Source organism: Methylobacterium sp. SyP6R, from assembly GCF_019216885.1.
GTDB lineage: Bacteria > Pseudomonadota > Alphaproteobacteria > Rhizobiales > Beijerinckiaceae > Methylobacterium.
The window spans coordinates 2,785,302-2,810,650 of record NZ_JAAQRC020000001.1; the positions used below are offsets into that span (position 1 = coordinate 2,785,302).

Genomic DNA, 25,349 nt, shown 5'->3' on the forward strand with positions numbered 1-25,349 from the left:
CCGCCGGCTATCCACCGAAGCTTCCTGTGCACAAGCGAGACGGATCGGGACGCGGCGTCAGGCCGTCGCCGTGCCGCCCGGAGCCGCGCCGGACACCGTCGCCTTGGCCTCGAGCGCTGCGACCCGGGCCGTCAGGGCGTCGTTCTGGGCGCGTAAGGAAGCGACGAGGTCGCGCAGTACCTCCACCTCCTCGCGGGTGGCGACGTCCATGTCGCGCAGCAGGCGCTCGGCCTGCGTCTTGACCATCGTCTCGGCCTCGCGGCGCACGCCTTGCGCCGCGCCGGCGGCGTCGGTCATCAGGCGGGCGAAGTCGTCGAACAGGCGGTTCTGCTGCATGGAAAACTCTCCGGGGCTGGTCCGTGATGCACAGCCCTAATGCATTTTGTGGCGGAATGGGCCCCGGTCCGGGCTCCCCATCGCGCGAAAATGCGGCACCATCGCGAAAAGCCCGTCCGGGACGGCATCGGTTGCGCGACGGTGTCGCGCGGTGGTGCCAGCAACAGACGGATGCACAATGATGGCTTCAAGCAAAACCCGGTCTCGGGCATAAGGCGAACCCGTGAGCACGACACCGCACATCCTGATCGTCGAGGACGATCGCGAGATCAGCACGCTGGTCGCCCGCTATCTTCGCGGCAACGATTGCCGGGTCTCGATCGCCGGCGACGGCCGCGAGATGGACCGGCTGATGGCCGATTCCCGCGTCGACCTGGTCGTCCTCGACCTGATGCTGCCGGGCGAGGACGGGCTGTCGATCTGCCGGCGCCTGCGCGCCGGCTCCGGCATCCCGATCCTGATGCTGACGGCCAAGAGCGAGGAGATCGACCGGATCGTCGGGCTCGAGATCGGGGCCGACGACTACCTCGCCAAGCCCTTCAACCCGCGCGAATTGCTCGCCCGCATCCGGGCGATCCTGCGCCGCGGCTCGGCCACGCAGGGACGCGAGGACGAGGGCGTACGGCGCCACGCCTTCGCGGGCTTCGTGCTCGATGCGGGTCTGCGCCAGCTCCTCAACCCGGAGGGCGCCCAGGTGGCGCTCACGGGCGCCGAGTTCGACCTCCTGCACGCGATGTGCCTGCGTCCGGGCCGGGTGCTCTCCCGCGACCAGCTCCTCGATCTCACGCAGGGCCGCGCGCCCGGGCCGTTCGAGCGCAGCATCGACGTGCTGGTGAGCCGCATCCGCCAGAAGATCGAGCGCGATCCGCGCAACCCGGAGATGATCAAGACCATCCGCTCCGGCGGCTACCTGTTCACGCCGGAGGTGGTCTCGACATGACCGGGCGCGGGCCGCTCACCGGCCGCATCGCCGGGCAGCTCGCCCTGCTGGTGGTCGCCGCGATCGTCGTGACCCACGTGGTCGTGACGGTGGCCTTCCTCCTCCTGCGCCCGGAGCTGCGCCGCTCCGAGGAGCGGCCGAGCGCGCTCGCCAACCGCCTCGTCACCGTCGTCCACATGGTGGCGGCGGCCCCGCCCGAGGACCGGGGCGACGTGGTGGCGGCGGCCCGCCACAGTGCCTCGGCACTTCATCTCACCCTGCTGCCCGCGAACGAGCCGAATGCCCCGGCTCCGTCGAACGCCGACGTGCCGGAGATTACCGGCCTGCGGGCGGCCCTGGGACCCGGCTACGGCATCGCGGCGGATCACCTGCCCGCCGGCGCCCTGCACCTGCGGATCGCCGGGCCCGGCGGCCTCCAGCTCAGCGCCGACCTGCCGCCCCTGCCGCTGCCGCACCCGCCGCTGACCAGCGCGGTGCTGATCACCCTGGTCTTCCTCGCGCTCTCGCTCACCCTCCTGTCGATCTGGGCGACGCGCGCCCTCACCGCGCCGCTGGCGCGGCTCGCGGAAGCCGCGGAGGCCTTCGGCACCGCCACCGAGGCGCGGCCGCTGCCGGAGCGCGGCCCCGAGGAGGTGCTAGCGGTGTCCCGGGCCCTGGGCCGGATGCGCGACCGGGTCCTGCGCCTGATCGACGACCGCACCCACATGCTGGCGGCGATCAGCCACGACCTGCGCACCCCGATCACCCGCCTGCGCCTCAGGGCGGAATTCCTGGAGGACGAGGCCCTGCGCCGGCAGTTCCTGCGCGACCTCGACCAGATGAATTCCCTCGTCGAGGCGGCCCTGTCCTTCGTGCGCGACGGCCAGTCGCGCGAGGGCCAGTCCCGCGAAGGCCTGAGCCTCGTCGACCTCGCCTCGGTGGTGCAGACGGTCTGCGACGGCTTTGCCGATATCGGCGAGGCGGTGCGGGCCGAGGAGGTGCGGGACGAGGCCCTGCGGCCGGCCCTGGTGCGCGGCTCGTCCGCCGAATTGCAGCGCGCGCTCACCAACCTGATCGACAACGCGGTGAAATATGCCGGCGGCGCCACGGTGCGCCTCGTCGAGGCGGAGCCGGGCCGCGTCGCGGTCGAGATCCTGGACGAGGGCCCGGGCATCCCGGAGGAGGAGCGCACCCTGATGCTCCAGCCCTTCGTGCGCGGCGACCGCGCCCGCACCCTCAACGAGGCCGGCGGCTTCGGCCTCGGCCTGTCGATCGCGACCGCCATCGCGCAGTCGCATGGCGGCGCCTTCACCCTGGAGAACCGGGAGCCGCGCGGCCTGTGCGTGCGCCTCGAACTGCCGCGGGCCGTCGGTACGGTGCCGCGCCAGCAGGCGGCGTGAACCGCCTGTCCGGATACGGTCGGCGACGATGTAACCCCCCGTTGCGGCGCACCGCCGTGCAACGGGCGGAAACCATTCTCCCGAGACGACGAAGGATCTCTTAAACGGCGGCGGCTGCAGCCTGATCCGCGTCGGGGATGACCGATCGTCCCCGCTCGCCACACGCGAGGTCCCGGCCCACCATGACGACCGTCTCATCCTCCAGCGCGGCCGCCCCGCCGATCAGTCAGCCCAGGTCCGAGAAGGCGGGCGCGCACAAGCAGCGGCTCCTCGACCGGATCTCGGCGCAACAGCAAGCCGGCAGCCTCAGCGCCACCGACGCGAGCGCGCTGACGAGCGCGGTCCAGGACATCGACCAGGCGATGTCCTGCGCCTCGGGCACGTCCGGTACCGGTGCCGGCGGCACCCGCCTCGATCCGGCCCTGGCCAGGAGCCGGATGGACGACCTCATCGGCGCCGAGGTCACGAAGGGCACCCTGACGAGCGACCAGGCGACGACGCTGAAGAACCTGCTGTCGTCGCACAAGGGGAGCGACCGCGACGGGGATCGTGGTGGGGATCTTGGCGGGGATCTTGGCGGGGAACTTGGCGGGGATCTTGGCGGCGTCGGCGGCGCGGGCGGTGCTCCCCCCGGCCTGCCGTCCCCCGGAGCGGCCGATGCCACCGGCTCGACGCCGGTCACCTCTGCGGCCGCGACCGATCCGGCCTCGACGGCCACGAGCGCCAGCGACCTGCTCGCGGGCTTCCTCAAGCAGCTCCAGGACGCCCAGGCACAGACCCAGGCGAGCGGCTACGGCGCGAGCGGCACCGGCAGCACGCCGACGAGCAGTCAGGCGGCGGTGTTCGACTTCAAGGTCTGATCATCCGGTCCGCGCTCGCTCCGGCCGGTCCTGCCGGATCGCTGTCCGCGATGCGGAAGCCGGCGCCGCTCGGGCGCGCGGGGCCAGCGGCTCCACCGCGTGGCCTTGCCGCGACAGCGTGTCGGTCGGAGACCGTGCCGCCCGGGCCCGGTCACCGTGCCAGCTCGCGCAACCCGAGGCGGATCAGGGTCTTGGCCTCCATTGCCGCCGCGCCCTCGCCGGCGCCCTTCAGCGCCGCGGCCACCGCCGCCGAGGCCTGGACCTGCGCGTAGCCGAGATTGACCAGCGCCGAGATCGCATCGGCGACCGGCTGGGGCGCGGTGTTGTCCTCCACCGCTCCGCTCAGCTGGATCAGGGCCGGATCGACGGGGGAGAAGGCGGGCGCCTTGTCCTTCAGTTCGGCCACGAGGCGGGCGGCGAGGCGCGGGCCGACGCCGGGGGCGCGGGCGATGGCGCCCTTGTCGCCGGTGGCGATGGCGGTGGCGAGGTCGCCCGGCTCCATCACCGAGAGCACGCCGAGCGCCACCCGGGTGCCGACGCCCTGCACGGTCTGGAGCAGGCGGAACCACTCGCGCTCCGCATCGGCCCGGAAGCCGTAGAGGCGGATCATGTCCTCGCGCACATGGGTCTCGATCGCCAGCTCCGCCGCCTCGCCGGTGGAGGGCAGGCGCTGGAGCGTGCGGGCCGAGCAATGCACCACGTAGCCGACGCCGTGCACGTCGAGGATCACGAAATCCTCGCCGTAGGAATCCACCACGCCCTTCAGCTTGCCGATCATCGCCTGCCGGATCTCTGGCGGGCGAGAAGCGCCCGGGTCCCGGCCTTATCCAGCACGGGCCCGGCCCACAAGGCGCATCGATGCGGCGCGTCGCCCCGCCGGCGTGACCCGGACTACGGCCGTCAGCTCAGGCGGCGCAGATAGGCCCGGCGCAGGCCCTTGCCGATCTCGCGGCCGAGTTCCAGGAGCAGCATGTCGACGATCCGCAGCAGGAACGGCCGGTCCGCCGTCACGAGGGCCTCGCGGGCGGCGATGCAGGCCTCGGCGGCCTGCTCGAGCGGGCAGTCCGGCCGCGCGTCGACGCAATGGTCGTAGGCGGTCTCGCTCAGCGCGCTGCCGGTCATGTCGACCAGGATGCCGTGCGCCCGCACCGGGCGGCCGCCGCGGTCGCGCTCGTAGCGGGCGCGGGAGAGGACCCACAGGGTCCCGCCGGCGGTGTTCCGCACCCGGAACTCGGCCACGAAGGAGCCGCCCTGCGCCGCACCCTGGTGCATCCGGGCGAGGACGGCGTCGCGGTCGTCGGGATGGATGCGGGCCGCGAAGACCCGCAGGGGCACGCCATTCGCCAGGCGGTCGAGATCGGCCCCGAACAGGTCGCCGGCGACATCGTCGGCATGCATCCGGTCGTCGGCGATATCCCACGACCAGGTCCCGACCATGTCCACCGTCGCCGGCAGTATCGGCCGCCCCGCACCGGCGACGCGCATTCCCTCGGCGTCCCTGATCATGGATCTCCGCGGCCTCCGCCTCGCCCGACGCCCCCGGAGTATCGGACGCGTTTCCGGCCTTGTGCGCTCTCCCGGCGAGGCCGGTCAATGCAGGTATTTTGCGGTGGTCCTGACGGTCGCGCCGCGATGAACGCAAGGTCCGGCCGCCGGTCGCGGACCGCCGGACGGGCGCGGAGACGCGGCTGAACGGCGTCGATACCCGGGCTATGCGACCGGCGATCGGTGCCGTTGTGGCGGGGCGGTCGATCCCGGGCCCGAGGTGGATGCCTTCCACGCCGAGGTGCCGTCCTTCGTCGTCCCGATCACCGGCGATGCGAGCGGGGTGGATGGCGTCATTCTGCCCGCGACGACGGGCGCCGCATGGGCTACGGTCGGCGCAGATCTCACTGTGAACCCAGTCATCATCTCAGGTCGGGTTTTTATGAAGCAATCGCCGCCTCCGATCGATGTCGGCTCGTCCGCCGAAGATCTTCGCGCGTTTCTGGCGGCGAAGAAGACCAAGTACGGGACGGTGATGGCGGATCCGCCGTGGCAGTTCGTGAACCGCACCGGTAAGATGGCGCCGGAGCACAAGCGCCTCTCCCGCTACGCGACGATGACGCTGCCCGAAATCTGCATGTTGCCCGTCCAGGAGGCCGCCGCCCCGGTCAGTCACCTGTACCTTTGGGTCCCCAACGCCTTGCTGCCCGAGGGGCTGGAGGTCATGCGGGCCTGGGGTTTCGCCTACAAGTCCAACATCGTCTGGCACAAGATCAGGAAGGACGGTGGTTCCGACGGGCGCGGCGTCGGTTTCTACTTCCGGAACGTCACCGAGCTCCTGCTGTTCGGCATCCGGGGCAAGAACGCTCGCACGCTCGCCCCGGGACGGACGCAGGTCAACATGCTGCAGACCCGCAAGCGGGAGCATTCCCGCAAGCCGGACGAGCAGTACGACCTGATCGAGGCCTGCTCGCCCGGGCCGCGCCTCGAGCTCTTCGGGCGCGGTGTCAGGACCGGCTGGCACACCTGGGGAAACCAGGCCGACGACAGCTACGCGCCGACATGGGACACCTACGCCCATCATTCCCGGGCGCCGGGCCATCGCGACGAGGACCGAATCCTCATCGATTAGAGGTGTCGTCGATCGACTCGGCCTCGCCCTCATCAAGGAGAGCTTCCACGACCGCCTCCGGCTCGCCGAACGTCACGATGGATGCCGGCAGGCCGATCAGCAGCAGGGGGCAGGGATTGCCGACGCCGCGATGGACCCTGTCCTCGAGCTTGCGCCAATGCGTCGTCGCGGCGCCGAACTTGTCGGCGACGAACGACGCCGACCACGCCTCGGGGAACGTCATGCCCCCGCGCTGACGGCTGGCGTAGTTGTTGCGCTGCCGCTTCGTCGGACTCAGTCCTAGACCCGTCAGGTCGTCGACGGAGGCGAGGCCCCGCTCCTCCGCGAACCGACGTACCAGCGCCCGGAGCTCGTCCTGGAGGGACGCGCCGCGCGTCACGATCACCCCGATGCTGATCGCGCCGTCCGCGTGCAGGCGCTTGAAGTTCTCCAGGTCCCGATCGAAGAACGGGTCCTTGTTGTTCCACTCGATCTCCAGGGCGACGGTGCCCGCGGCGAAGTCGCGGATATGGTCGACCTCGTGCGACTGGCTCTCCCGCGCCCGGCCGTCGATCACGCGCTGGACGACGAAGTTGTGCTTGCGCCAGCCCCGATCCTTGAGGGCGCGCCGAAGCCGCTGGGTGCCTTTCGTCTCGCCGCCACCCGATCCGACGATTTCCTCGATGGGGACGGACGACGCGAGCAGGATCTGCTCGATCTCCGTGGCGACCTCGGGGAAATCGACGCCCAGGATCGCCCGCGCGTGCGAGCGGAATTCGATCTGGAAGCCGGCTTGGGCGAGAGAGTCGAGCATGCCGGCTGGCTACCAGACCGAGTGATCGGGATCCACCAGGTTGCAGCCTGTGACACGGCCCTGGTCGCGCGGTTGGGGCCGGGGTCCTTGTCTGGGTCAGGTTCCGGACGTTTCGCGAGGCGAACTCTACAAGCACAAGGTGCCACTCCATGCTCCTGGCACGGTGAGCGACGCCATGGTGCACCTGCAGGGGCCGGCCGAGGTGCTGACTCTCCTGCGGGAGATCCGGGATCTGATGCGGCAGATGGTCGAACTGCTGCGCTCCATCGACCGGGAGCAGATTCGCAACCATGGGCACGACTGATCCGGGGCGGCCCGGCATCGGCCACACTTTGGGCCCCGCGCGGTGTGTTCCGGCGGGGCATTTTTCGTTCACAATGATCGAAGGAACAAACAGGCTGGCACGACGCATCGAAGCCGCGTCACGCGAGGCATGACGCGGCCTGCTCACCTATGCGGCGAGCTTATAGTTCGTGGGATCCGATCCATCGATCCGCAGCGGCGCTGTCTCAGCGCTGGGCACGCACCAGCCCGCGATGTCTCGCACATCAGCATCCTTCGGCAGTTGCAGCGTGTCTCTTGCCACGAGTCGGATGATCGCCTCCGCGTTGCTGTCGATCTCGATCTCGTTCCTCTCCCACCGGCTCACGGCCAGCGGTTCGCGATGAACGATCGTAGCGAGTTCCGCCTGGGTGCACCCCATTTCGGTGCGGAGGAAGCGCAGCTCAGCGCCAGTGATGGCGGAGCGCTTCGTCACGATACCGTGGGCGATAGCCTGATGCAGGCCATTGATGTTCGGGATCGTCACGCACTCCTCCCCAGCGTCATCATGCAGGAGCGACACGCCCTCGATGATAACGTTGTTGAGCCCGCTCTCCGTGTAGCGATAGGCGTTCATAGTTTCCCTCATACCGATTTTAGTGGGGTATTGCCCCAAAGCCAGGGCAAGAATGCCCCATGTTTGTTTACGTCTCGTCTACGAACATCACGGTCACCAGTTTCATCCAGAGGCTTGTAACATCGGGGATAACAACCACGCATAGGGTCCGACTACCGGAATTTGGCGATCTGCTTTCCACCCGGTACTTGTATAGGCCCGCTTGAGTCGACTCCTGCGGGTGTTCGTACACGAAGCCGTGCTTGAGGACGTATCGGGCGTCACCGGTGGTGAGACCTCTTTCCTCAAGCCGATCACGAACGTGGCTCGTGTACGTGATCCGCAGACGGTCGCTCTTAGCCAGCGTCCTGACTGCATCCGTCGCATCGGATGGCTTCCATGGCTGGCTCGGCGCCATCGGTTGCCCTCCTCACGGCAACAGGACTTATCATCGTGATAAGTGCCCCGCCATACCTAATGTGTGGTTTTCGGATTACAAGTTCGTCAGATTGCACGCCCCGAGAGGGTTGCGATCGTAGCGCGCAAACCGCCATCAGCAGTGCTACCGATGTCGGTAGCGGTCCTATGCGCCCTCCTTAAAAGCGGTGTCGACAGCGTCGCTATCTAACTCGGCACATAGCTTCATGATCCCTCGCATCGCAGTTTTCCGCGTTGCGGCAACGCACGCCGCGGCCGCAGCCGCGCTCGCGCGTCGTGCATGGAACCGCGTCCGCAGTCACCTTGGGTCGATCATGGCCGAGTCCAACTCTCATGCACTACAACTGGCTCGTTGCCCACCAGCACCGCCGAGCGGGGCATTTTTCATGCCCGCTCCCGCCCGGAACAGGACAAGAACGACTAGTGGGACTTTAGCGGGACCATGCGCACCGAAGCGGCATTTTCGAGCACCTTCGCGCCCCTTCCGCCCCGCCCCGCAGCTTGCACCCTGACGGGAATTTCACTAGGACACGAGGCATCGGGGCGTAGCGCAGTCTGGTAGCGCATCTGGTTTGGGACCAGAGGGTCGCTGGTTCGAATCCGGCCGCCCCGACCATTCAGCCCACGGATCAGAGCCCGCGATGTCGACCGCCCGCATCTTCCGCCCTGCCAAGGACCCGACCCAGTCCGGCCTCGCCCGGACCAAGCAGTGGACGCTGGAGTTCGAGCAGACGAGCCCGCGGGAGACCGAGCCGCTGATGGGCTGGACCTCGTCCTCGGACATGCTGCAGCAGGTGCGGCTCGAATTCGACACCAAGGACGAGGCGATCGCCTACGCGACCCGCGAGGGGCTGGCCTACCGGGTCGAGGAGCCGCAGGAGGCCCTGCGCCGCGGCCTCTCCTATTCCGACAACTTCAAGTACAACCGCACCGCCCCCTGGACCCACTGATCCCGGCCGCGACTCAGAACGCGTAGCGCACGGCGCAATAGGGCAGCTCCTCGGCGAGGAGCGCCTTGAACCGGGCAAGCCACCGGCCCTTCCAGCGCGCACGGTAGCGCAGATTCTCCATCCCACCCTCGGAGCGCTTGGTCTCCTGGATGTCGGGGCGCCACAGCAGCGCCTCGGCCTTCGGGTGCCAGCGCAGGTTCACGTCGTGCAGAGCGGCGTTGTGGGTAAGGAAGATGATCTCGGCCTTGAGCTGCGCCCTGGCAGCCGGGCCGATTCCGGCATCGAGCGCGCGAAACAGCATCCGCCAATCCTCCTCCCAGCCCTCGTACAGGATCACCGGCGAGAAATTGACGTGGACCTCGTAGCCGGCGGCGACGAAATCGTCGATCGCGGCGATCCGCTCCGGCATCGGTGAGGTGCGCACGTCGACCACCCGGGCGATGCGCTCGGGCATCAGCGAGAACCGGATCCGGGTCTTGCCCTCCGGCGCGTAGGCCAGCAGGTCGCGGTTGACGAACTTGGTGGCGAACGAGGCCCTGGCGTTCGGGATCGCCCGGAACAGCCCGACGAGGTCGCGCACGCTGTCGCAGGCGAGGGCATCGACCGAGAGGTCGCCGTTCTCGCCGATGTCGTAGACCCAGAATCTCTCGTCGATCTGGTCGGGGGCGGGGAGGGGGCCTTGGGCGGCGGCGTGGCGCTGGATCGCCCGGCCGACGGCCTCCGTGTTGACGAACAGGGTGATCGGGTTGGCGTAGCCCTTGCGGCGCGGCACGTAGCAATAGGCGCAGGCCATGGCGCAGCCGTTGGAGCTCGACGGCGCGATGAAATGGGCGCTGCGCCCGTTCGGCCGCGAGGCCAAGCCCTTCTTGACCCCGAGCACCAGGGTCGAGCGCTTGATCCGCACCCAATCCTCGACCGAGCCGGCATTGCCGTGCAGCTCCGGGATGTTCCAGTGCGACGGCACTTCGATCCGCCGTGCGTCGGGGAAGCGGGCCAGGACCTCCCGGCCGCGGGCGAAGTCCTTGACCGCGGGCTCGTGGTAGATCGTGTCGATGGCGAGCAGGCGGGCGGGGGGACTGGACAGGGGGCGGGCTCTGCCGAAAGGAGACCGTCAGGATCTAGGGTGGTCGCGCGGCTCCAGCAGGGGCACCAGCAGGGACGCCGCCGCGAAGGCGCCGCCGACGGCGCAGAGCGCCGGCCAGCCACCGGCTGCGAAGGCCCGGGTGCCGGCCGAGGCGCCGAGCGCCCCCCCGGCGAAGATCGCGGTGAAGAACACCGTGTTGATCCGCCCCCGCGCCCCGGGGGCGAGGGCGTAGACCCGGGTCTGGTTGGCGATCAGCGCGGTGTTGATGCCGATGTCGATGAGCAAGACCCCGACCGCGAGCGCGACCAGCGAGTGGCCGCCGAAGAGGCCGAACACCAGGAAGGCGGCGAGCGTCAGCACGGCGCCGCCGACCAGCACCGGGCGCGGGCTGCGGGTATCGGCGAAGCGCCCGGCGACCGGAGCGCAGAGCGCGCCCGCCGCGCCGATCAGCCCGAACAGGCCGGCCCCGGCCGGATCGAGCCCGAAGGGCGGCCCCTCGACGAGGAGCGCGAGCGTGGTCCAGAACGCGTTGAAGGCGGCAAACAGCAGCGCCTGCGCCAGGGCGGCCCGGCGCAACACCGGCTGCTCGCGCACGAGATCGAGGATCGAGCCCATCAGCGCGCCGTAGCCGAGGCGCGCGGCGGGCGGCGTCCTCGGCAGGCCGAACCAGGCGAGGGCGGCGAAGGCCACGGAGAGCCCGGCCGCGCCGAGGAACACCGCCCGCCAGCCGAGCCACGCCCCGACGAAGCCGCTCAAGGTCCGGGCGAGCAGGATGCCCAGCAGCAGGCCCGTCATCACCTGGCCGACCATCCGGCCCCGCGTCGCGTCCGGCGCCAGTTCGGCGGCGAAGGGCACCGCCTGCTGCGCCGCCGTCGACAGTACCCCGATCAGGAAGCTCGCCAGAACCAGGACGCTCAAGGAGCCGCTGAAGCCCGCCAGGACCAGCACGGCGGCCAGCAGCAGGAGCTGACCGACGATCAGGCTGCGCCGCGCCACGGCGTCGCCGAGCGGCACGAGGCCGAGGATGCCGATTCCATAGCCGGCAAGCGTCGCGGTCGGCACCAGCACCGAGGCGTCGTGGCCGAAGACCTGGACCAAGAGTCCGAGCAGCGGCTGGTTGTAGTAGATGTTGGCGACAGCCCCGCCGGCGATCAGGCTGAGGCTCAGGCGGGTCGCGGCGGAGAGGGGCGGCATGGTCGCGTCCTGCATGAGTGCGTCCTGCATGCGTGTGTCTTGCGCGGGGAGCGTCTTGAAAGGGGATGCGCGCCCGACATAGCGGGTTTTCGCGCTGCGGCACCGGGGCCGCCCGCGCGGGGGGGCCGCCCTGCGGGCATGCCGCATCGCCGGCCGAGGTCGGCCGAGAAGATCGGCCAAGCTCGATCCGGCCGTGCCATCGATCACACGCCCGTGAGGCACCTTCCGTGAGCGGAGATCGTCGCCACATGATGGATCGAGCGAGCCCGAAATACCGACTTGCTCTGGTGCAGGATGCGCCGATACCTTTTTTCCGATCGTGGTCGATCGGTTCCCCGACGGGTGAGACGCGACAGACTGGGCGGAGCGCGGACGCGTGCTTCATTCCTGGTCCCGGCCGATGGCCGCGGCGCGGTCGCCTCGGGAGCCGGGAGCGGTAACCCACCCGTCATCGACGCGATCCATCGCTGGAGGAGACGGATGATGTCGCCGTACCGCGTACAGTTCGCCAAGCAGATCCTCGGGGTCCCGTTCACCGTCGGGACCGTGGAAATCGCCCGCGCGCGCGATCCGGAGCGGGCGGTCCGCGCCGCGACCTTACGCTTCGCCCGCCAGCACGGCGTCGAGGATTGGCGCGAGCGGGCCGACGTGGCGGAGGTCAATGGCGCGGCTCCGGCCTCCTGATCCCGGACCCGTCTCACATCCACGGTTCGAAGCAGCGCCCGATTGCCCCGCGATCGGGCGCTGTCCTATGAGGAGCCGGCGACACCCCCCTCCGAGGATGCCCCGCCCGATGGCTCGCCTGCGCTCCGATTTCTGGGTCGCCGCCCATCTGCGCCGCTGCGCGGTCGAGGGGGTGAGCGCGGTGCAGCGCCGCCGCGGCGCGCCGGAGGCCGGCGCGATCTTCGTCAAGGTCGACCGCCTCGACGGCCGCGCCGATCTCTACGGCCCGGCGCCCCAGGCCCTGTTCGAGGGCGACGAGACCGCCGGCCGCCGCTTCGAGACCCTGATGCGCGAGGCCCTGCCGCCCGACGTCGAGGCCCGGCTCGCCCGTGAGATCCGGTTCGATTCCGACCTCTGGATCGTCGAGATCGACGACCGGGAGGGGCGGCATTTCCTGGATCTCGCCGAGTAGGGCCGGACGGCCCGCTGTCCGTCGGCGCCGGAACGCGGCATAAGGGGGCGGCTGCCCGCCACGCGGTGGCATCGGCCCTGCAAGCCTCGCGGGGTCGCGTTTTTTCGTCATCCCCCGTCAGGCCTGCACTCTTCTCATGACGCCCTCCGACCCAGCGGTCCCCGATTCCACGCTCTCCGCCATCACGGACCTCCTCGCCACCCTGGTGGGTTTCGAGACGGTCAGCTCGGCGAGCAACCTGCCCCTCGTCGATCACGTCGAGGCCTATTGCCGCCGCCACGGCGCCGCGGTCGAGCGGGTGATGGACGAGACCGGGCGCAAGGCGGCCCTGTGGGTCACGGTCGGACCCACCGACCGGGCGGGCTACGTGCTGTCGGGCCACAGCGACGTGGTGCCGGTCGAGGGCCAGGACTGGACGCACGACCCGTTCCGGCTGACCGAGATCGACGGGCGCCTCTACGGCCGCGGCACCTCGGACATGAAGGGCTTCCTCGCCGTCTGCCTGGCGCTCCTGCCCGAGATGGCGGCGGCCCCGCTCGCCCGGCCGCTGCACCTCGCGATCTCCTACGACGAGGAGGTCGGCTGCCTCGGCGTCCGGCCGCTCATCGCCCGTATCCGCGAGCAGGGCATCGCGCCGCTGGGCTGCTTCGTCGGCGAGCCGACCGGCATGGCGGTGGTGACCGGCCACAAGGGCAAGTACGGTGCGAAGGCGACGTTCCGCGGCCGCGCCTGCCACTCGGCGCTGGCGCCGACGGGGGTCAACGCCATCGAATACGCCGCGCGCTTCATCGACAGGGTGCGGCTCACCGCCGAGGGCCTGGCCCGGGACGGCGCCCGCGACGACCTCTACGACGTGCCCCACACGACCGGACTCACCGCCCTCGTCCAGGGCGGCACGGCGTCCAACATCGTGCCGGACCGCTGCACCGTCGCGTTCGAGTTCCGGGCCATCGCCGCCGACGATCCCCGTGCCCTCGCCGAGACGGCGCTGGCCTACGCCCGCGACGTGCTGGTGCCGGAGATGCAGGCCCGGGATCCGGCCAGCGGCCTCACCGTCGAGCCGACGATCGATTATCCGGGCCTCGACATCGCCCCCGACGCGCCCCTCGTCACCCTGGCCAAGCGCCTTGCCGGCCGCAATGCCCACGCCAAGGTGTCGTACGGCACCGAGGCCGGCCTGTTCCAGAGCCTCGGCGACATCCCCTCGGTGGTGATCGGCCCCGGCGACATCGCCCGCGCCCACAAGGCCGACGAATACGTCGAGACCGCGGAGCTCGCCGAGTGCGCGGGGTTCGTGCGCCGGCTGATCGTGGAGAGCCGCGCCTGAGACAGGCTCAGCGCCGCGGCTCCAGCTCGCCCATCCGGGCGGCGCGGCCCTGCTCGACGTGCCAGCGCGCATCGGCCACCTGCCGGCGCAGGCTGTTGCGGCGCCAGAGATGATAGAGGCGGAGCGGGTAGCGGGCGGTGCCGGCCCGGGCCTCGTGGTGGGTGAGGCGCCGCAGCAGGCCCGGCAGGCAGGCGCCCGCCGCCTCGCCGGTGGCGATGTCGCCGAGGCGGACCTGGCGCCGCAATTCGGCCCGGTAATCCTCCACGCCCGTTTCCCCCCTCGCCCATCCGCCTGAAGGAGATGCCGTGCTCGGTGCGGCCCCGACAGGATGGGAAGGTTCGCCGACGGTGGCAACGCGGCATCGTCGCCCGTCTGCAAAAGGCGTAAGCGGCCGCCCAAAAAGAAGCCCTGCCGGCGGGAGCGAGCAGGGCGGTGAAGTCGACTTGGGGGCCTCAGCAACATCCCTGATGGTCGTCCACCCGGTCGAGACCGGGCCAGCAGGGACGGTCGGGCAAGAATTGCCGCAACACTCGCGATGTTGCTGGTCTTTTTCAGGCCATTCCATCACCTATGTGAAGATTCGGCGGGCCTGTGCAGTATCCTCGGCGTTCAGGGGCCGTGTGCACCTGCATAATCCGCGATCGAGACGAGGGCCGGCACGTCGCGCAGGGTGATGGCGGTGGCGCGCTGCTCGATCAGGCCGTCCCGGCGCAGCTGCTGCATCGTGCGGTTCATGTGCACCACGCTCAAGCCGAGCGCATCGGCCAGCACTTCCTGGGTGATCGGGAACGAGAACCGGTTCTCCTGCACCCTGTCCACCGCGGCCAGCCGCTCGCACAGCTCCAGGAGGAAATGGGCGACGCGCTCGTAGGCGGTCTGGCGACCGAGGCGCACCACCTGGTTGACGAGCCAGAACTCCTCCATCTCCCGCGCCTGCCGCAGGGCCGCCGCCAGGCCGGTCCCGCGGTCCGGCGGGGCGTCCTGCGATGCGGCGCGCTCGCGCAGGGCGCCCGCCTCGCAGACGAGGGCCGGCGTCAGGGTCGTGACCGAGCCGAAGGGCAGCGGGCGCCGGCGCAGGTCGAAGCCGATCAGGTCGCCGGGCAAGAGGACGACGACGATCTGGCGCCGCCCGTCGGCGAGGAGCCGCTGGCGGCAGGCCCAGCCCTCCATCAGCACCTGCGCCCGCGGCGCGGCCTCGCCGTCGCGCACCAGCTCGGCGCGGGCCGGCACCGGCACCGGACGGGCGGTGACCTGGCGCAGCAGCCCCTCCTCGTCGGACGTCAGCGGGGCGTAGCCGGATAGCTGGCGCAGGACCGCGTCCGGGGCGGCGAGGCCGCGGGCGAGGGGCTCAGCCGGCACCGTCGGTCTCCCCCGACGACGCACCGGGCGCCTGCGGCACGCCGGCTCCTGCCTGCGGCGCTCGGTTCACGGCCCGCGGCGTTTGGACCGGCAGCTCGACGATGCAGCGCACGCCGCCGGGACGGTATGCCGGGGCCGTCGTGGCACAGCACTCGTAGACCGGCCCCTGCGCGATCAGCTCGCGCCCGAAGCCGCGCCGGGTCGGCGCCGTCGCCAGCAGGGCGGCGCCGCTCTCCTGCCATTCGAGGCGCAGGCGCTTGTCCGCCCCCCCGCCGGAGACGCGCCAGGCGATGACGATCCGCCCCTCCGGCGGGGCGAGCGCCCCGTACTCGATCGCGTCGGTGGCGAACTCGTGCAGCACCAGGCCCAGGGTCTCGGCGGTCTTCTGCGGCAGGCGCACCTCCGGGCCGGTGAGGGTCGCCTGGCCGCCGTCCCGCACCGCGTGCGACAGTACCTCCTCGCCGACCGGCTCGGCGAGATCGGTGGCGGCGTCGGCGCTGCGGGTCAGGATGGTCTGGGTGCGGGCGAGCGCCCCGAGCCGGCCGTCGAGATGCATCACGAAGTCGTCGAGTGCGGCTCGGCCAGGGTCAGGCCGCCCGCCGCCTCGATGGCGGTGATGCCCAGCGTCCCGTCGCCGACGGCGAGCACCGCCGCTCCGGCGCTGGCGGCCTGGTCCTCGCCGAGGGAGACCAGGACGGTGTCGAGGCTGCCCCGCCCGCCCGGGTTGTCCGTCGCCGCGAGGCGGAACCGCCCCTGGACCAGGGCGACGGTGCCGTCCTCGGGCAGGAGGTCGAGGTGCCCGGTCTCGACCGGGGCCGGCGCCAGTCCCGTGCGCCGGCGCACCGCGTCGATCGCATCGCGTTGCTGGAGCGCCACCATGACGGCGACGCCCGGCATCTCCGACGCGTCGGCGAGGAAGCGTCCCAGGGACTCGATCGCGGCTCCCGAGGTGCCGACGCCGACCACCCCCGGCCGCTCGTCCGCGCCATCGGTGCCCGGTTCCGCGCGGGTCTTCCTCGCCAAGGGTCGTCGCCTCCGGTGCACGTCGTATCTGAGGTTGCTGCTGACAGTCCCCGACCATACGCGCCCGGCGCCGCGCTGTCAGGCCAAGCGGCGGCAAACCCGCGGCTTATCGGCCGGATGATCACCTGCCCGCCGAACCTGCCTCCGGTCGCCGCGCAGGCCGTGCCGGCGATCGGGTGTTCTAGGCAGACTTGCGTTGGCAAGCCAACGCTTCGTCCGCTTAGGTTGTTGTTTTATCGCAGATTTTTTTCGCAAAGCCGGCCACCACTTTTGCGAAATCTGCTTAGGATGAGCGGGGCATCGCTGTTCGTCCCGTATGGATCAGAACCGCACTCGCCGTCGCAGCATGGCGACCAACTCCATCGGGGCGGCCTGCCGGAGAATCACGGCTTCGCAGAGGCGGCCGAGATCGTCGCTGTCATTCACCGCGTACTCGCCGCCGTTGCGTTCGATGAATTCCAAGGCGGCGAAGAACGCCGTGCGTTTGTTGCCTTGCTGGAAGCAGTGGTTCTGGCCGATGCCTTCCAGAAGGCGGACAGCCAGCACGATGCGGTCGTCCTCACCTTCGTACGCCCAGGCGTTGAGCGGCCGAGCGGCTGCGCTCTCCAGGCCGCCCCGGTTCAGGACGTGGAAGGGCTCTGAGGTCTCGCTCAGGATTTCCTGGTTGATCGCTTCGATTTCATCCGCCGTGATCCAAATCGGAGGATCAGCGGGCAAGGTAGGCAGCCGTTTTCGGGAACTGCTTCAACCGGCGGGCGGTCCGCTCCCTGACGCCCTCGATATCGGCTGGCCGGCGAAGGGCATTCTCCATGTATCCGGCCTTCTCATTCTCCTCTCGCGAAGAGGCGGCCTCCAAGGCCTGAGATGCGATGAAGCCGTCCAGCCGCTCCTTGGCCACTCTAATCCGCATCAGAATTTTATCGTATGTCGCCGCTCGCGCCTTCGCCATCTGCTCGACGCGTTTGATCTCTTTGCGCATGAAGCGCCCGGTCTCGGCTGAGATCTGGCTGGATTGTTCTAAGAACGGCAAGACATTGCGTATGGTCTCATCGTCCATATCGGCATGGGCCTTGCGGTCGTCTCCCACTTTATCCAGTAGTTCGGCAAGATTGGCTGAAATAAATCGGATTTGATCAAGAGATTGCGAGCGACATGCGCTTTCGATCAACGTCGGAAGCTCGGCGATGCCTTGCAGGGCACCAGCACGCCAAGATGCGTAGACCCCGATCAGGGCGTTCGTTAAGGTGCGAACGTGTTCTTTCGCCTCATCAATTGAGGTATTGGAATTGAGCCTCGGCGCAAGGAAAACGGTCGTTGTGGCTCCCGGCTTGCTCCGCACTGCGCGCTGCGCAGCCTCAAAGGCCGACATGTCAAAGGCGGGCATGCCCATCGGAATCTCCTGATGGACGGAATGTAGTGCGCCGGTCGCTCATGGCGCAATCCGGCGCCTCGCCTCACCGAAGCTGGCCGCTATGAGTTAGCGCCCCCGCATCCCGCTCCGCCCGCCGATCCGGCGCTCGTAATGCTTGGCGACCCGCAGGTGGCGCGAGATCGCGTAGTTCATCGCCGTGAGGAAGCCGTAGGCGCCGCGCACGCAGTGGCGCCGGCCGATATAGGCCTTGAGGAAGTTGCCCGGCAGCTCGACGAACAGGCGCCAGGTCGGGATGACGACGCCGCGGGCTTCGAGGTCGTCGGCCTGCTGGTCGGAATAGCGGTTGAGCTTGTCGAGCTGGTCGCCGAGGGAGCGGACCGAGAAGTGGTGGATCACGCCCTTGAGCCGCCCGATTGTGGCGCTCGCGTCGAGGTCGACCCGGTCGTGGACCGGCGAGGGCGAGTAGCGGCCGCGGTCGCGCCGGTAGAGCCGCACCGGCCACAAGGTGTAGGCGAGGCGGTGCGGCCGCGTCTCGCCGGGAAACACCTCGGCGATGCCCAGCTCGTAGGCCGGATGCGGCGGCTCGCCGGCCGAGAACAGCCGCCGGATCTCGGCGGACAGCTCCGGCGGCACCACCTCGTCGGCATCGAGGTTCAGCATCCAGACGTGCCGGCACTGCTCCTCGGCGAAGCGCTTCTGCGGCCCGTAGCCGGGCCAGCCCCGTTCGATCACCCGCGCGCCCAAGGAGGCGGCGAGGGCCTGCGTGCCGTCGGTGGAGCCGGAATCGACCACGATCAGGTCGTCGGTCAGGTCGCGGACCGCCGCCAGCGTGGCGCCGATCCGGTCGGCCTCGTTGTGGGCGATGAGGAAGATCGAGAGGGGGAGGGGGGCGACCATGGACGACAGGCGAAAAGGAGGTCCGGCTCGACCGGGCGCCGGACCGTCATCCTTGAGCCTCTAGAGCATTGTTCGGGGTCCTGGAAACCGGCCCCGTCCGGGACGCAAGCGGGCGGGCGGGAGCGTGCCCTCGCGGCAACGGCCGCCGGAAGAAACGTGGTCCGGCCCCGCCGCCCCATTGGCGCCGCACCGATTTGGCTGATCCTTAAGGAGTGCCCGGGAGAATCGGGCACGACGAATCGCCGGCTGCCGCAAGGTTTGCCGGTCGGGCGCGGGTGGGGAGCGGGTCTTGGTGCAGGGGGCTCTCGTGCGGAAAAGGTGCCTGGGGCTCCTCCTCGCCGCGACCATGCTCGGCGCCTGCGCGGGCGCGCCGAAGGGCGTGCTGGCGCCGGTGGCCGCCACGGTGCCGGGGGCCTCGCGCGTCGACATGCTGGTGGCGACCACCCGCAAGACCGCCGCCAATCCGGGCGAGATGTATTCGGGCGATCGCGGGCCGGCCCTGTCCTACGCCGACATCACGGTGTCGATCCCGCCGGATTCCGTGCGCCAGCCCGGCACGGTGCAGTGGCCCAAGGAGCTGCCCGGCAACCCCGCGACCGACTTCGTGACCCTGAAAGCCGAGACCCTGGACCGGCCGGAGGCGGCGGCCCGCCTGCGCCATACCGCGCGTGCCGGCAAGCGCCACGTGCTGGTCTTCGTCCACGGCTTCAACAACCGCTTCGAGGACGCGGTCTACCGCTTCGCCCAGATCGTCCACGACACGAGGGCCGAGGTGGTGCCGGTGCTGTTCACCTGGCCGTCGCGCGGCAGCGTGCTCGCCTACGGCTACGACCGCGAGAGCACCAACTACTCGCGCAACGCGCTGGAAGGCGTGCTGCGCCGCCTCGCGCAGAATCCGGAGGTGGCCGAGATCACGGTGCTCGCCCATTCGATGGGCAACTGGCTGGTGCTCGAATCCTTGCGCCAGATGGCGATCCGCGACGGGCGCGTGGCGCCGAAGATCCGCGACGTGGTGCTGGCCGCTCCCGACGTCGACGTCGATCTGGCCCGCGAGGCGTTTCGCGACATGGGCCCGGGCCGGCCTCGATTGAGCCTGTTCGTGTCGCAGGACGACAACGCGCTCGCGGTCTCGCGCCTGGTCTGGGGCAGTTCCGGCGCGCGGCTCGGGGCCATCGACCCCTCGACCGAGCCCTACCGGACCGAACTCGCCCGCGAGAACATCGCGGTCCTCAACCTGACCGCCATGAAGGGGAGCGACGCCCTCAACCACGGCAAGTTCGCCGGCAGCCCGCAGCTCGTGGCGCTGCTCGGCAACCGCCTGGCACAGGGCCAGACCATCACCGATTCCCGCGTGGGCTTGAGCGACCGCATCGTCCAGATGACCGCGGGCGCCGCCGCCACGGTCGGCACCGCCGCCGGCCTCGCGGTCTCGGCCCCGGTCGCGGTCCTCGATCCTCAGAGCCGCGAGACCTATGGCGAGCACCTGCGCAACCTCGGCCAGGGCATCGGCGACACCGCCGAGGGCGCGGTCGATCTCGCCACCGCGCCGGCCCGGGCGCTCGGCGGGCGCTGACGGCCCGGGGCCTCACCCCGGCGCCGTCTCCTCCCGCCTCGCCGCGAGGCCGAGGCGGACATGGTCGCGAAACAGCCGCACCCGGGCCGGCAATTCGCGGCCGGCGAGGCTGACGGCGCGCAGCACGCCGCCACGGCTCGCCCAGTCCGGCAGTACCGGCACCAGCGCCCCGTCCTGGAGGGCCCGGGCCGCCACCAGGCTCGGGATGTGGCCGATGCCGGCGCCGGTCCGGGTCAGGCGCAGCACCGTGGCGTAGTCGGTGGCGCGGATCGCCGGCCGGGCGGTGATGTGGCCCTCGCGGCCCTGGGCGTCGGAGAGCCGCACCGGGGCCGAGCCTAAGCGCTCGCGCGACAGGATCAGGTCGTGATGGGCGAGGTCGTCGAGGTTGTCCGGGGCGCCGCGGGCGGCGAGGTAGGACGGCGCGGCGTAGAGGCCGATCATCAGGCTCGCCAGGACCGGTGCGCGGTAGCCGCCGTCCTGGCCCTCGCCGCTGCCCAGCCGCAACGCCAGGTCGATGCGGTTGGCGGCCAGGTCGAGCCGCGTATCGGTGATGAGCAGGTCGATCGTGACCTGCGGGTAGAGCACCCGGAAGCTCGCCACGAGGTCGGGCATCACCTCGATGCCGAAATCGATCGAGGTGGTGACCCGCAGGTGGCCGCGGGGCAGGGTGCGGGCGTCCCGCGCCGTCTCCCGCGCCTCGTCGAGGAGGGCGAGGCTCTCCTGCGCCTTGGCGTGGAAGGCCAGGCCCTCCACCGTCGGCGAGACCGCCCGCGGCGTGCGGGCGAGCAGGGTGACGCCGAGTTCCTGCTCCAGCCGCGAGATGCGGCGGCTGATGCTGCCCTTGGTCTCGCCGAGAATTTCCGCCGCCTGGGTCACGGTTCCGTGATCGACGACGGCACAAAAGGCCCTCACGTCGGAGAGGGAGCCCCGGAAGGTTTCCGAACCAGCAACCATGCGTCCCGGTTTAGCTGTCTTACGCCCGCGACGGAACCGGCTTAAGCCGGGCGCCGCAAAGACGGGTGCAGTGCGGGAGACCTGATCGCAGGCCCGCCGCCCCCGACACACGGAGTGTTCTCGTGAAGCTGTCCGTCCTCGCCCTCGGCCTCGCCGCCGGTCTCGCCCTCGCCGTGCCGGCCAGCGCCCAGGCGACCCGCGACCCCGCCCAGATCCAGGCGGGCTCCTACGTGGTCGACCCGAACCACACCCAGGCGCTGTTCACGGTCAACCATTTCGGCTTCTCGCCCTATACCGGCATCTTCTCGGACGTGTCGGGCACCCTCGACCTGCAGCCGGCCAAGCCCGCCGAGAGCAAGCTGAAGGTCTCCATCCCGGTGAAGTCGCTCTACGCGCCGAGCCAGCACCTCGTCGATTCGCTGAAGAGCGACAAGTGGCTCGATGCCGCCCAGTTCCCGGAGATGACCTTCACCTCGACCAAGGTGACCCCGGAGGGCAAGGACAAGGCCAAGGTCGTCGGCGACCTGACCCTGCACGGCGTGACCAAGCCCGTGACCCTCGAGGTGACGCTGGTCGGCGCCGGCGCCAACCCGATGAACAAGAAGCAGACCGTCGGCTTCGAGGCCAAGGGCACGCTCAAGCGCTCGGATTTCGGCGTGAAGACCTTCGTGCCGGCGGTCAGCGACGAGGTCCAGCTCACCCTCCACGGCGCCTTCGAGCGCAAGGACCAGTAAATCGAGAGCCGGAGGTCATCGGGTCATGCACATGGTCGCGACGCCCCGTCGCTACACCCTCGTGGCGATCGTGCTGCACTGGCTGATCGCCCTCGGCATCCTGGCCCTTCTGGGCCTGGGCCTCGCGATGACGCGGGGCTCGCTGCCGCCGATGGACCGCTTCGCGTTCTACCAGTGGCACAAATCCATCGGCCTCACCGTGCTGGTGCTGATGGCGTTGCGCGTCGTCTGGCGCCTGTTCCACGCGCCGCCGCCGCTGCCCGCGGCGATGCCGAAGGCCGAGCGGCGGGCGGCGGGTGCGGCGCATCTCGCGCTCTACGGCCTGCTGCTGGCCATGCCGCTCGTCGGCTGGGCGATGGTCTCGGCCTCGCCCTACAACATCCCGACGGTGCTCTACGGGGTGATCCCGTGGCCGCACCTGCCTGTCCTGCCCGAATTGCCGAACAAGGCGGCGGTCGAGGGCGTGCTGAAGCTCGTCCACAGCTACGGCGCCTGGCTGCTGATCGCCCTCCTCCTCCTGCATGTCGGCGCGGCCCTGCGCCATCACCTCGCGCTGCGCGACGACACCCTGTGGCGGATGCTGCCCCTGGTGCCGCGTCGGAGCGCGAAACCCGAGGTTTCCTCGCGATGAAACCCTTCCGCCTCGCCCTCGGCCTGACCGCCGCTCTCTTCGCCGCGCCTCTCGCCGCGCAAGCCGCCGACTGGACCGTCGACCAATCCAAGAGCCGCATCGGCTTCTCGGGCACCCAGGTCGGTGCGCCGTTCAAGGGCCGCTTCACCCGCTACGACGCCCAGATCAGCTTCGATCCGCAGAAGCCCGAGGCCGGCAAGGCGGTGGTGCTCATCGATCTCACCAGCGCCGAGACCGGCGACAAGCAGCGCGACGAGGCCCTGCCGCAGGCCGACTGGTTCAACGCCAGCAAGGACAAGCAGGCCCGCTTCGAGGCGACCCGCTTCGTCGCCAAGGGGGGCGACGCCTACGACGCGATCGGCACGCTGACGATCCGCGGCCTGCGCAAGGACGTGACCCTCCCGTTCACCCTCACGGTCTCGGGCGGCAGCGCCCACGCGGTCGGCCATCTCGACCTCGTGCGCACCGATTACGGCGTCGGCCAGGGCCCCTGGGCCAACGACTCGATGGTCGCCCTGCAGGTGGGGGTGGACATCGACGTGACGGCGAGCGCGAAGTCGGGCGGGTGAGCGACGGTTCGAGCCTCCGAACGTCTATCCCATTCGCGACCTCATCCTGAGGTGTGAGCGAAGCGAGCCTCGAAGGAGGGCTCCAGACATCTCAGGTCTATCTGGAGCCCTCCTTCGAGGCTCGCTTCGTGGGCACCTCAGGATGAGGTCACGGATTGGGATAGCGTCCAAAGTCTTCAGTGGCCGCAGGGATCGGATTGATCACTCGTCGATCCGCTTGACCCTGGCCGCCCGCGAGCGGATGACCGCGCACCCGTTCCCGCCCGGATTGCGCCCCCGATGATCGTCCGTCCCCGCCCCGGCGCCCTCGCGATCCTGTTCGCGCTGCGCGGGTCGATCCTGCCGCAGATCGCCCCGCGGGTGGTCGCCATCACGGCGGTCGCCTGCCTGGTGGTGGCGACCGAGCAGGGCTGGGCGCGGACGCTCCCGCTCCATGCCGGGATCGGGCCGTTCACCCTGATCGGGCTTGCCCTGTCGATCTTCCTCAGCTTCCGCAACAACGCCTGCTACGACCGCTGGTGGGAGGCCCGGAAGGTCTGGGGCAGCCTGATCGTCGAGGCGCGCGGCCTCGCCCGCCTCCTCGGGGCCCTGCTGCCGGACGACGAGGCCGAGAACGCGGCCATGCGCCGGCGCTGTCTCATGCGGCTGGCCGGCTTCACCCACGCGCTCCACGCCCGCCTGCGCGGGCAGGACGCCGCGGCGGCGGCCGCTCCCCACCTGCCGGAGGCCGAGCGCGCACGCCTCCCGGCCTGCGCCAGCCCGGCCGACGCGGCCTTGGCCAACCTCGCCGCCGATCTCGGCGCGGCCCTCCGTCAGGGTCGTTTGAGCGACGTGTCATTCGGGCTGATCGAGCAGAAGCTCGCCGGCCTGTCAGGGGTGCAGGCGGCCTGCGAGCGCATCCAGGGCACGCCCCTGCCGTTCGCCTACACGCTGCTCCTCTACCGCACCGCCTGGCTCTATTGCCTGCTCCTGCCCTTCGGGCTGGCCGAGTCCCTCGGCTGGGGCACGCCGGTGGCCACGGCGCTCGTCGCCTACACGTTCTTCGGCCTCGACACGCTCGGCGACGAGCTGGAGGAGCCGTTCGGCACGGCGGCCAACGACCTGCCCCTCGACGCGCTGCTGCGGGTCGTCGACGGGGTGGTGCAGGATGCGCTGGGCGAGCCGGTGCCGCCGCCGCTGAAGCCCGATCGCTACTGGCTCCGCTGAGTGCTGGCGCTTTTTTTCGCAGATTTTTTCGCAAAACCGGCGACCACTTTCGCGAAATCTGCTTACTGGCTCGGCATGGTGAGGACGAGCGGCCCGTTGCGGGTCGCCACCACGGTGTGCTCGTACTGGACCGTGAGCGCCTTCGGGCGGCTATAGAGGGTCCAGGGATCGTCGTCCCGGTTCTCGGCGAAATCGGCGCCGAGCGACAGGAACGGCTCGACGGTGAAGACCAGCCCGTCCGTCATGATCCGCCGCTCGGAGGCGTCGGGCCAGGTCGCGATCTCGGTCGGCTCCTCGTGCAGCGAGGCGCCGACGCCGTGGCTCGCGAGGTTGCGCACCAGGGTGTAGCCGTTCTTCTTGGCGAAGGCGCCGACCGCCCGGCCGATGCCGGCGAGCGGCTTGCCGGCCCCGACCTGGCGCAGGCCGGTCCACATCGCCCGGCGCCCGTCCCGGCACAGGCGCTCGACCGCCCGGGTCACCGGCGGCACCGCGAAGGAGGCGCCGGTATCGGAGAACCAGCCGTCCTTCTCGGCCGAGACGTCGATATTGACGAGGTCGCCCGCCGCGATGCGGCGCTCGCCCGGGATGCCGTGGGCGATCTCCTCGTTGACGCTGATGCAGGTCGCGCCGGGAAAGCCGTAGACGGTCTCCGGCGCCGAGCGGGCGCCTTCCCGCTCCAGGAAATCCCGCCCGATTCCATCGAGTTCGCGGGTGGTGATGCCGGGCTCGATCGCCCGGCCCATGATCTCCAGCGCGTCGGCGACGATGCGGCCGATTCGCCGCAAGCTCTCCAGTTCGTCGTCGCTCGACACCGTCATGCGTCATTCCCCGCGCGGCCGGACAACGGACCCGGACGGGCCCGCTTGTAGCCGTCGCGGCGGGAGGCGGCAAAGCCCTGCTCCTGTAGGGCGGACGGGGTCCGCCCGATTGACGCAGGCGGGGCGCTTTCCTGTCACGCCGACGGAGCGGGGGTCCGTTCTACGTGTGATACCAACGGCCCGAGATGCTGACGCATCGATTCGATCTCGGGCAGGCCCGAGATCGACGGGGCCGTTGACCCATCTCGAATTTTCGACACCAAGCCAGAGGTTTGGCGAAAAC

The 25,349-nt window shown here is 70.2% G+C and carries 31 protein-coding genes and 1 tRNA gene; 15 read left to right on the forward strand and 17 right to left on the reverse strand.

All coding sequences use genetic code 11. The features are described 5' to 3' along the window. Positions 1-57: 57 nt before the first annotated feature. Positions 58-336, reverse strand: coding sequence for an accessory factor UbiK family protein (locus HBB12_RS12800; protein WP_236989688.1), 279 nt, complete (start codon positions 334-336; stop codon positions 58-60). 223 nt (positions 337-559) lie between these two features. Here HBB12_RS12800 and HBB12_RS12805 point away from each other — a divergent pair, with 223 nt between their 5' ends. From HBB12_RS12805 to HBB12_RS12815, 3 genes are all read left to right on the forward strand, one after another. Then, entirely contained in the window at positions 560-1,276 is a 717-nt protein-coding gene (locus HBB12_RS12805; protein ID WP_236989689.1) for a response regulator, read from the forward strand. Continuing rightward, positions 1,273-2,655 (forward strand): sensor histidine kinase, encoded by a 1,383-nt coding sequence (locus HBB12_RS12810; protein WP_236989690.1) that lies wholly within the window; start codon positions 1,273-1,275, stop codon positions 2,653-2,655. Before HBB12_RS12805 ends, HBB12_RS12810 begins: the two co-directional genes overlap by 4 nt. A 182-nt stretch (positions 2,656-2,837) precedes the next feature. Beyond that, positions 2,838-3,515 (forward strand): hypothetical protein, encoded by a 678-nt coding sequence (locus tag HBB12_RS12815; RefSeq protein ID WP_236989691.1) that lies wholly within the window; start codon positions 2,838-2,840, stop codon positions 3,513-3,515. 151 nt (positions 3,516-3,666) lie between these two features. On the opposite strand, the gene ruvA is transcribed toward HBB12_RS12815, so the two are convergent. Beyond that, the gene (ruvA, locus tag HBB12_RS12820; protein WP_236989692.1) at positions 3,667-4,293 is read right to left on the reverse strand and encodes a Holliday junction branch migration protein RuvA; all 627 of its coding nucleotides are present in this window, start codon (positions 4,291-4,293) and stop codon (positions 3,667-3,669) included. A gap of 122 nt (positions 4,294-4,415) precedes the next feature. Beyond that, positions 4,416-5,021: a PAS domain-containing protein gene (locus tag HBB12_RS12825; protein ID WP_236989693.1), complete on the reverse strand. Its 606-nt coding sequence runs from the start codon at positions 5,019-5,021 to the stop codon at positions 4,416-4,418. 259 nt (positions 5,022-5,280) lie between these two features. Here HBB12_RS12825 and HBB12_RS12830 point away from each other — a divergent pair, with 259 nt between their 5' ends. After that, a complete protein-coding gene (locus HBB12_RS12830; RefSeq protein WP_236989694.1) occupies positions 5,281-6,132 on the forward strand; it encodes an MT-A70 family methyltransferase in 852 nt (283 codons plus the stop codon). Here HBB12_RS12830 and HBB12_RS12835 read toward each other — a convergent pair. Continuing rightward, positions 6,122-6,925 (reverse strand): BglII/BstYI family type II restriction endonuclease, encoded by an 804-nt coding sequence (locus HBB12_RS12835; RefSeq protein WP_236989695.1) that lies wholly within the window; start codon positions 6,923-6,925, stop codon positions 6,122-6,124. The two genes, HBB12_RS12830 and HBB12_RS12835, sit on opposite strands and share 11 nt — an antisense overlap. A 175-nt stretch (positions 6,926-7,100) precedes the next feature. Between HBB12_RS12835 and HBB12_RS34280 the strand changes: the two genes are divergently transcribed. Further along, the gene (locus HBB12_RS34280; protein ID WP_272913266.1) at positions 7,101-7,229 is read left to right on the forward strand and encodes a hypothetical protein; all 129 of its coding nucleotides are present in this window, start codon (positions 7,101-7,103) and stop codon (positions 7,227-7,229) included. A 147-nt stretch (positions 7,230-7,376) separates the two neighbouring features. Here HBB12_RS34280 and HBB12_RS12840 read toward each other — a convergent pair whose 3' ends face one another. Together HBB12_RS12840 and HBB12_RS34480 are read right to left on the reverse strand one after the other, a co-directional pair. Next, positions 7,377-7,823 (reverse strand): transcriptional regulator, encoded by a 447-nt coding sequence (locus tag HBB12_RS12840; protein WP_236989696.1) that lies wholly within the window; start codon positions 7,821-7,823, stop codon positions 7,377-7,379. Between the two features lie 67 nt (positions 7,824-7,890). Then, complete coding sequence (locus tag HBB12_RS34480; RefSeq protein ID WP_442919257.1) at positions 7,891-8,220, reverse strand: DUF4258 domain-containing protein; 330 nt, start codon at positions 8,218-8,220, stop codon at positions 7,891-7,893. Positions 8,221-8,779: 559 nt separating this feature from the next. Here HBB12_RS34480 and HBB12_RS12845 point away from each other — a divergent pair. Both HBB12_RS12845 and HBB12_RS12850 read left to right on the forward strand, forming a co-directional pair. Then, positions 8,780-8,856: transfer RNA gene (locus tag HBB12_RS12845), tRNA-Pro, on the forward strand. 25 nt (positions 8,857-8,881) lie between these two features. Further along, complete coding sequence (locus HBB12_RS12850; protein ID WP_236989697.1) at positions 8,882-9,190, forward strand: ETC complex I subunit; 309 nt, start codon at positions 8,882-8,884, stop codon at positions 9,188-9,190. Between the two features lie 13 nt (positions 9,191-9,203). Here HBB12_RS12850 and HBB12_RS12855 read toward each other — a convergent pair whose 3' ends face one another. Together HBB12_RS12855 and HBB12_RS12860 are read right to left on the reverse strand one after the other, a co-directional pair. Beyond that, positions 9,204-10,274 carry a spore photoproduct lyase family protein gene (locus tag HBB12_RS12855; protein WP_442919357.1) on the reverse strand — a complete coding sequence of 357 codons (1,071 nt, stop codon included), beginning with the start codon at positions 10,272-10,274 and terminating at the stop codon, positions 9,204-9,206. Between the two features lie 27 nt (positions 10,275-10,301). Beyond that, positions 10,302-11,498, reverse strand: coding sequence for an MFS transporter (locus HBB12_RS12860; protein ID WP_236989698.1), 1,197 nt, complete (start codon positions 11,496-11,498; stop codon positions 10,302-10,304). Between the two features lie 453 nt (positions 11,499-11,951). Between HBB12_RS12860 and HBB12_RS12865 the strand changes: the two genes are divergently transcribed. The 3 genes from HBB12_RS12865 (at position 11,952) to argE (ending at position 13,930) form a co-directional block, all read left to right on the forward strand. Continuing rightward, positions 11,952-12,152: a hypothetical protein gene (locus HBB12_RS12865; protein WP_236992764.1), complete on the forward strand. Its 201-nt coding sequence runs from the start codon at positions 11,952-11,954 to the stop codon at positions 12,150-12,152. A gap of 109 nt (positions 12,153-12,261) precedes the next feature. Next, a complete protein-coding gene (locus HBB12_RS12870) occupies positions 12,262-12,603 on the forward strand; it encodes a DUF1491 family protein (RefSeq protein ID WP_236989699.1) in 342 nt (113 codons plus the stop codon). A 136-nt stretch (positions 12,604-12,739) separates the two neighbouring features. Continuing rightward, entirely contained in the window at positions 12,740-13,930 is a 1,191-nt protein-coding gene (gene argE, locus HBB12_RS12875) for an acetylornithine deacetylase (RefSeq protein ID WP_236989700.1), read from the forward strand. 7 nt (positions 13,931-13,937) lie between these two features. Here argE and HBB12_RS12880 read toward each other — a convergent pair whose 3' ends face one another. The 7 genes from HBB12_RS12880 to HBB12_RS12910 form a co-directional block, all read right to left on the reverse strand. Further along, the gene (locus HBB12_RS12880; protein ID WP_236989701.1) at positions 13,938-14,195 is read right to left on the reverse strand and encodes a hypothetical protein; all 258 of its coding nucleotides are present in this window, start codon (positions 14,193-14,195) and stop codon (positions 13,938-13,940) included. Between the two features lie 344 nt (positions 14,196-14,539). Then, positions 14,540-15,289, reverse strand: a complete 750-nt coding sequence (locus tag HBB12_RS12885; RefSeq protein ID WP_236989702.1) for a Crp/Fnr family transcriptional regulator — start codon at positions 15,287-15,289, stop codon at positions 14,540-14,542. Beyond that, positions 15,279-15,845, reverse strand: a complete 567-nt coding sequence (locus tag HBB12_RS12890) for an HWE histidine kinase domain-containing protein (protein WP_236989703.1) — start codon at positions 15,843-15,845, stop codon at positions 15,279-15,281. The genes HBB12_RS12885 and HBB12_RS12890 overlap by 11 nt, the downstream gene beginning before the upstream one ends. Further along, positions 15,845-16,312: a chemotaxis protein CheB gene (locus HBB12_RS12895; protein ID WP_236989704.1), complete on the reverse strand. Its 468-nt coding sequence runs from the start codon at positions 16,310-16,312 to the stop codon at positions 15,845-15,847. The genes HBB12_RS12890 and HBB12_RS12895 overlap by 1 nt, the downstream gene beginning before the upstream one ends. Positions 16,313-16,633: 321 nt before the next feature. Further along, positions 16,634-17,029: a type II toxin-antitoxin system death-on-curing family toxin gene (locus HBB12_RS12900; RefSeq protein ID WP_236989705.1), complete on the reverse strand. Its 396-nt coding sequence runs from the start codon at positions 17,027-17,029 to the stop codon at positions 16,634-16,636. Next, positions 17,019-17,702, reverse strand: coding sequence for a hypothetical protein (locus HBB12_RS12905; RefSeq protein ID WP_236989706.1), 684 nt, complete (start codon positions 17,700-17,702; stop codon positions 17,019-17,021). The genes HBB12_RS12900 and HBB12_RS12905 overlap by 11 nt, the downstream gene beginning before the upstream one ends. Before the next feature lie 87 nt (positions 17,703-17,789). After that, positions 17,790-18,581: a glycosyltransferase family 2 protein gene (locus tag HBB12_RS12910; RefSeq protein ID WP_236989707.1), complete on the reverse strand. Its 792-nt coding sequence runs from the start codon at positions 18,579-18,581 to the stop codon at positions 17,790-17,792. Between the two features lie 292 nt (positions 18,582-18,873). Between HBB12_RS12910 and HBB12_RS12915 the strand changes: the two genes are divergently transcribed. Beyond that, positions 18,874-20,154, forward strand: coding sequence for an alpha/beta hydrolase (locus tag HBB12_RS12915; protein ID WP_442919258.1), 1,281 nt, complete (start codon positions 18,874-18,876; stop codon positions 20,152-20,154). A gap of 12 nt (positions 20,155-20,166) precedes the next feature. Here HBB12_RS12915 and HBB12_RS12920 read toward each other — a convergent pair whose 3' ends face one another. Beyond that, entirely contained in the window at positions 20,167-21,108 is a 942-nt protein-coding gene (locus HBB12_RS12920; RefSeq protein WP_272913267.1) for a LysR family transcriptional regulator, read from the reverse strand. Between the two features lie 122 nt (positions 21,109-21,230). On the opposite strand from HBB12_RS12920, the gene HBB12_RS12925 reads away from it, so the two are divergent. The 4 genes from HBB12_RS12925 to HBB12_RS12940 all read left to right on the forward strand — a co-directional run bounded on the left by HBB12_RS12925 (position 21,231) and on the right by HBB12_RS12940 (position 24,248). After that, the gene (locus HBB12_RS12925) at positions 21,231-21,842 is read left to right on the forward strand and encodes a YceI family protein (RefSeq protein WP_236989709.1); all 612 of its coding nucleotides are present in this window, start codon (positions 21,231-21,233) and stop codon (positions 21,840-21,842) included. A gap of 25 nt (positions 21,843-21,867) precedes the next feature. Next, positions 21,868-22,473, forward strand: coding sequence for a cytochrome b (locus HBB12_RS12930; protein WP_236989710.1), 606 nt, complete (start codon positions 21,868-21,870; stop codon positions 22,471-22,473). Beyond that, entirely contained in the window at positions 22,470-23,042 is a 573-nt protein-coding gene (locus HBB12_RS12935; protein WP_236989711.1) for a YceI family protein, read from the forward strand. Before HBB12_RS12930 ends, HBB12_RS12935 begins: the two co-directional genes overlap by 4 nt. 279 nt (positions 23,043-23,321) lie before the next feature. Continuing rightward, on the forward strand, positions 23,322-24,248 hold the full coding sequence (locus HBB12_RS12940) for a bestrophin family protein (RefSeq protein ID WP_236989712.1): 927 nt from the start codon (positions 23,322-23,324) through the stop codon (positions 24,246-24,248). Positions 24,249-24,310: 62 nt separating this feature from the next. Here HBB12_RS12940 and map read toward each other — a convergent pair whose 3' ends face one another. Further along, the gene (map, locus tag HBB12_RS12945) at positions 24,311-25,066 is read right to left on the reverse strand and encodes a type I methionyl aminopeptidase (protein WP_236989713.1); all 756 of its coding nucleotides are present in this window, start codon (positions 25,064-25,066) and stop codon (positions 24,311-24,313) included. Between the last annotated feature and the right edge of the window lie 283 nt (positions 25,067-25,349).

Excerpts from the sequence above, each read along its gene's own strand:
- HBB12_RS12800 (WP_236989688.1), bottom strand. The coding sequence starts at position 336 with ATGCAGCAGAACCGCCTGTTCGACGACTTCGCCCGCCTGATGACCGAC.
- HBB12_RS12810 (WP_236989690.1), top strand. The coding sequence starts at position 1,273 with ATGACCGGGCGCGGGCCGCTCACCGGCCGCATCGCCGGGCAGCTCGCC.
- HBB12_RS12815 (WP_236989691.1), top strand. The coding sequence starts at position 2,838 with ATGACGACCGTCTCATCCTCCAGCGCGGCCGCCCCGCCGATCAGTCAG.
- ruvA (WP_236989692.1), bottom strand. The coding sequence starts at position 4,293 with ATGATCGGCAAGCTGAAGGGCGTGGTGGATTCCTACGGCGAGGATTTC.
- HBB12_RS12825 (WP_236989693.1), bottom strand. The coding sequence starts at position 5,021 with ATGATCAGGGACGCCGAGGGAATGCGCGTCGCCGGTGCGGGGCGGCCG.
- HBB12_RS12835 (WP_236989695.1), bottom strand. The coding sequence starts at position 6,925 with ATGCTCGACTCTCTCGCCCAAGCCGGCTTCCAGATCGAATTCCGCTCG.
- HBB12_RS34280 (WP_272913266.1), top strand. The coding sequence starts at position 7,101 with ATGGTGCACCTGCAGGGGCCGGCCGAGGTGCTGACTCTCCTGCGGGAG.
- HBB12_RS12840 (WP_236989696.1), bottom strand. The coding sequence starts at position 7,823 with ATGAACGCCTATCGCTACACGGAGAGCGGGCTCAACAACGTTATCATC.
- HBB12_RS34480 (WP_442919257.1), bottom strand. The coding sequence starts at position 8,220 with ATGGCGCCGAGCCAGCCATGGAAGCCATCCGATGCGACGGATGCAGTC.
- HBB12_RS12850 (WP_236989697.1), top strand. The coding sequence starts at position 8,882 with ATGTCGACCGCCCGCATCTTCCGCCCTGCCAAGGACCCGACCCAGTCC.
- HBB12_RS12860 (WP_236989698.1), bottom strand. The coding sequence starts at position 11,498 with ATGCAGGACGCACTCATGCAGGACGCGACCATGCCGCCCCTCTCCGCC.
- HBB12_RS12865 (WP_236992764.1), top strand. The coding sequence starts at position 11,952 with ATGTCGCCGTACCGCGTACAGTTCGCCAAGCAGATCCTCGGGGTCCCG.
- HBB12_RS12870 (WP_236989699.1), top strand. The coding sequence starts at position 12,262 with ATGGCTCGCCTGCGCTCCGATTTCTGGGTCGCCGCCCATCTGCGCCGC.
- argE (WP_236989700.1), top strand. The coding sequence starts at position 12,740 with ATGACGCCCTCCGACCCAGCGGTCCCCGATTCCACGCTCTCCGCCATC.
- HBB12_RS12890 (WP_236989703.1), bottom strand. The coding sequence starts at position 15,845 with ATGCATCTCGACGGCCGGCTCGGGGCGCTCGCCCGCACCCAGACCATC.
- HBB12_RS12905 (WP_236989706.1), bottom strand. The coding sequence starts at position 17,702 with ATGGGCATGCCCGCCTTTGACATGTCGGCCTTTGAGGCTGCGCAGCGC.
- HBB12_RS12910 (WP_236989707.1), bottom strand. The coding sequence starts at position 18,581 with ATGGTCGCCCCCCTCCCCCTCTCGATCTTCCTCATCGCCCACAACGAG.
- HBB12_RS12920 (WP_272913267.1), bottom strand. The coding sequence starts at position 21,108 with ATGGTTGCTGGTTCGGAAACCTTCCGGGGCTCCCTCTCCGACGTGAGG.
- HBB12_RS12930 (WP_236989710.1), top strand. The coding sequence starts at position 21,868 with ATGCACATGGTCGCGACGCCCCGTCGCTACACCCTCGTGGCGATCGTG.
- HBB12_RS12935 (WP_236989711.1), top strand. The coding sequence starts at position 22,470 with ATGAAACCCTTCCGCCTCGCCCTCGGCCTGACCGCCGCTCTCTTCGCC.
- HBB12_RS12940 (WP_236989712.1), top strand. The coding sequence starts at position 23,322 with ATGATCGTCCGTCCCCGCCCCGGCGCCCTCGCGATCCTGTTCGCGCTG.
- map (WP_236989713.1), bottom strand. The coding sequence starts at position 25,066 with ATGACGGTGTCGAGCGACGACGAACTGGAGAGCTTGCGGCGAATCGGC.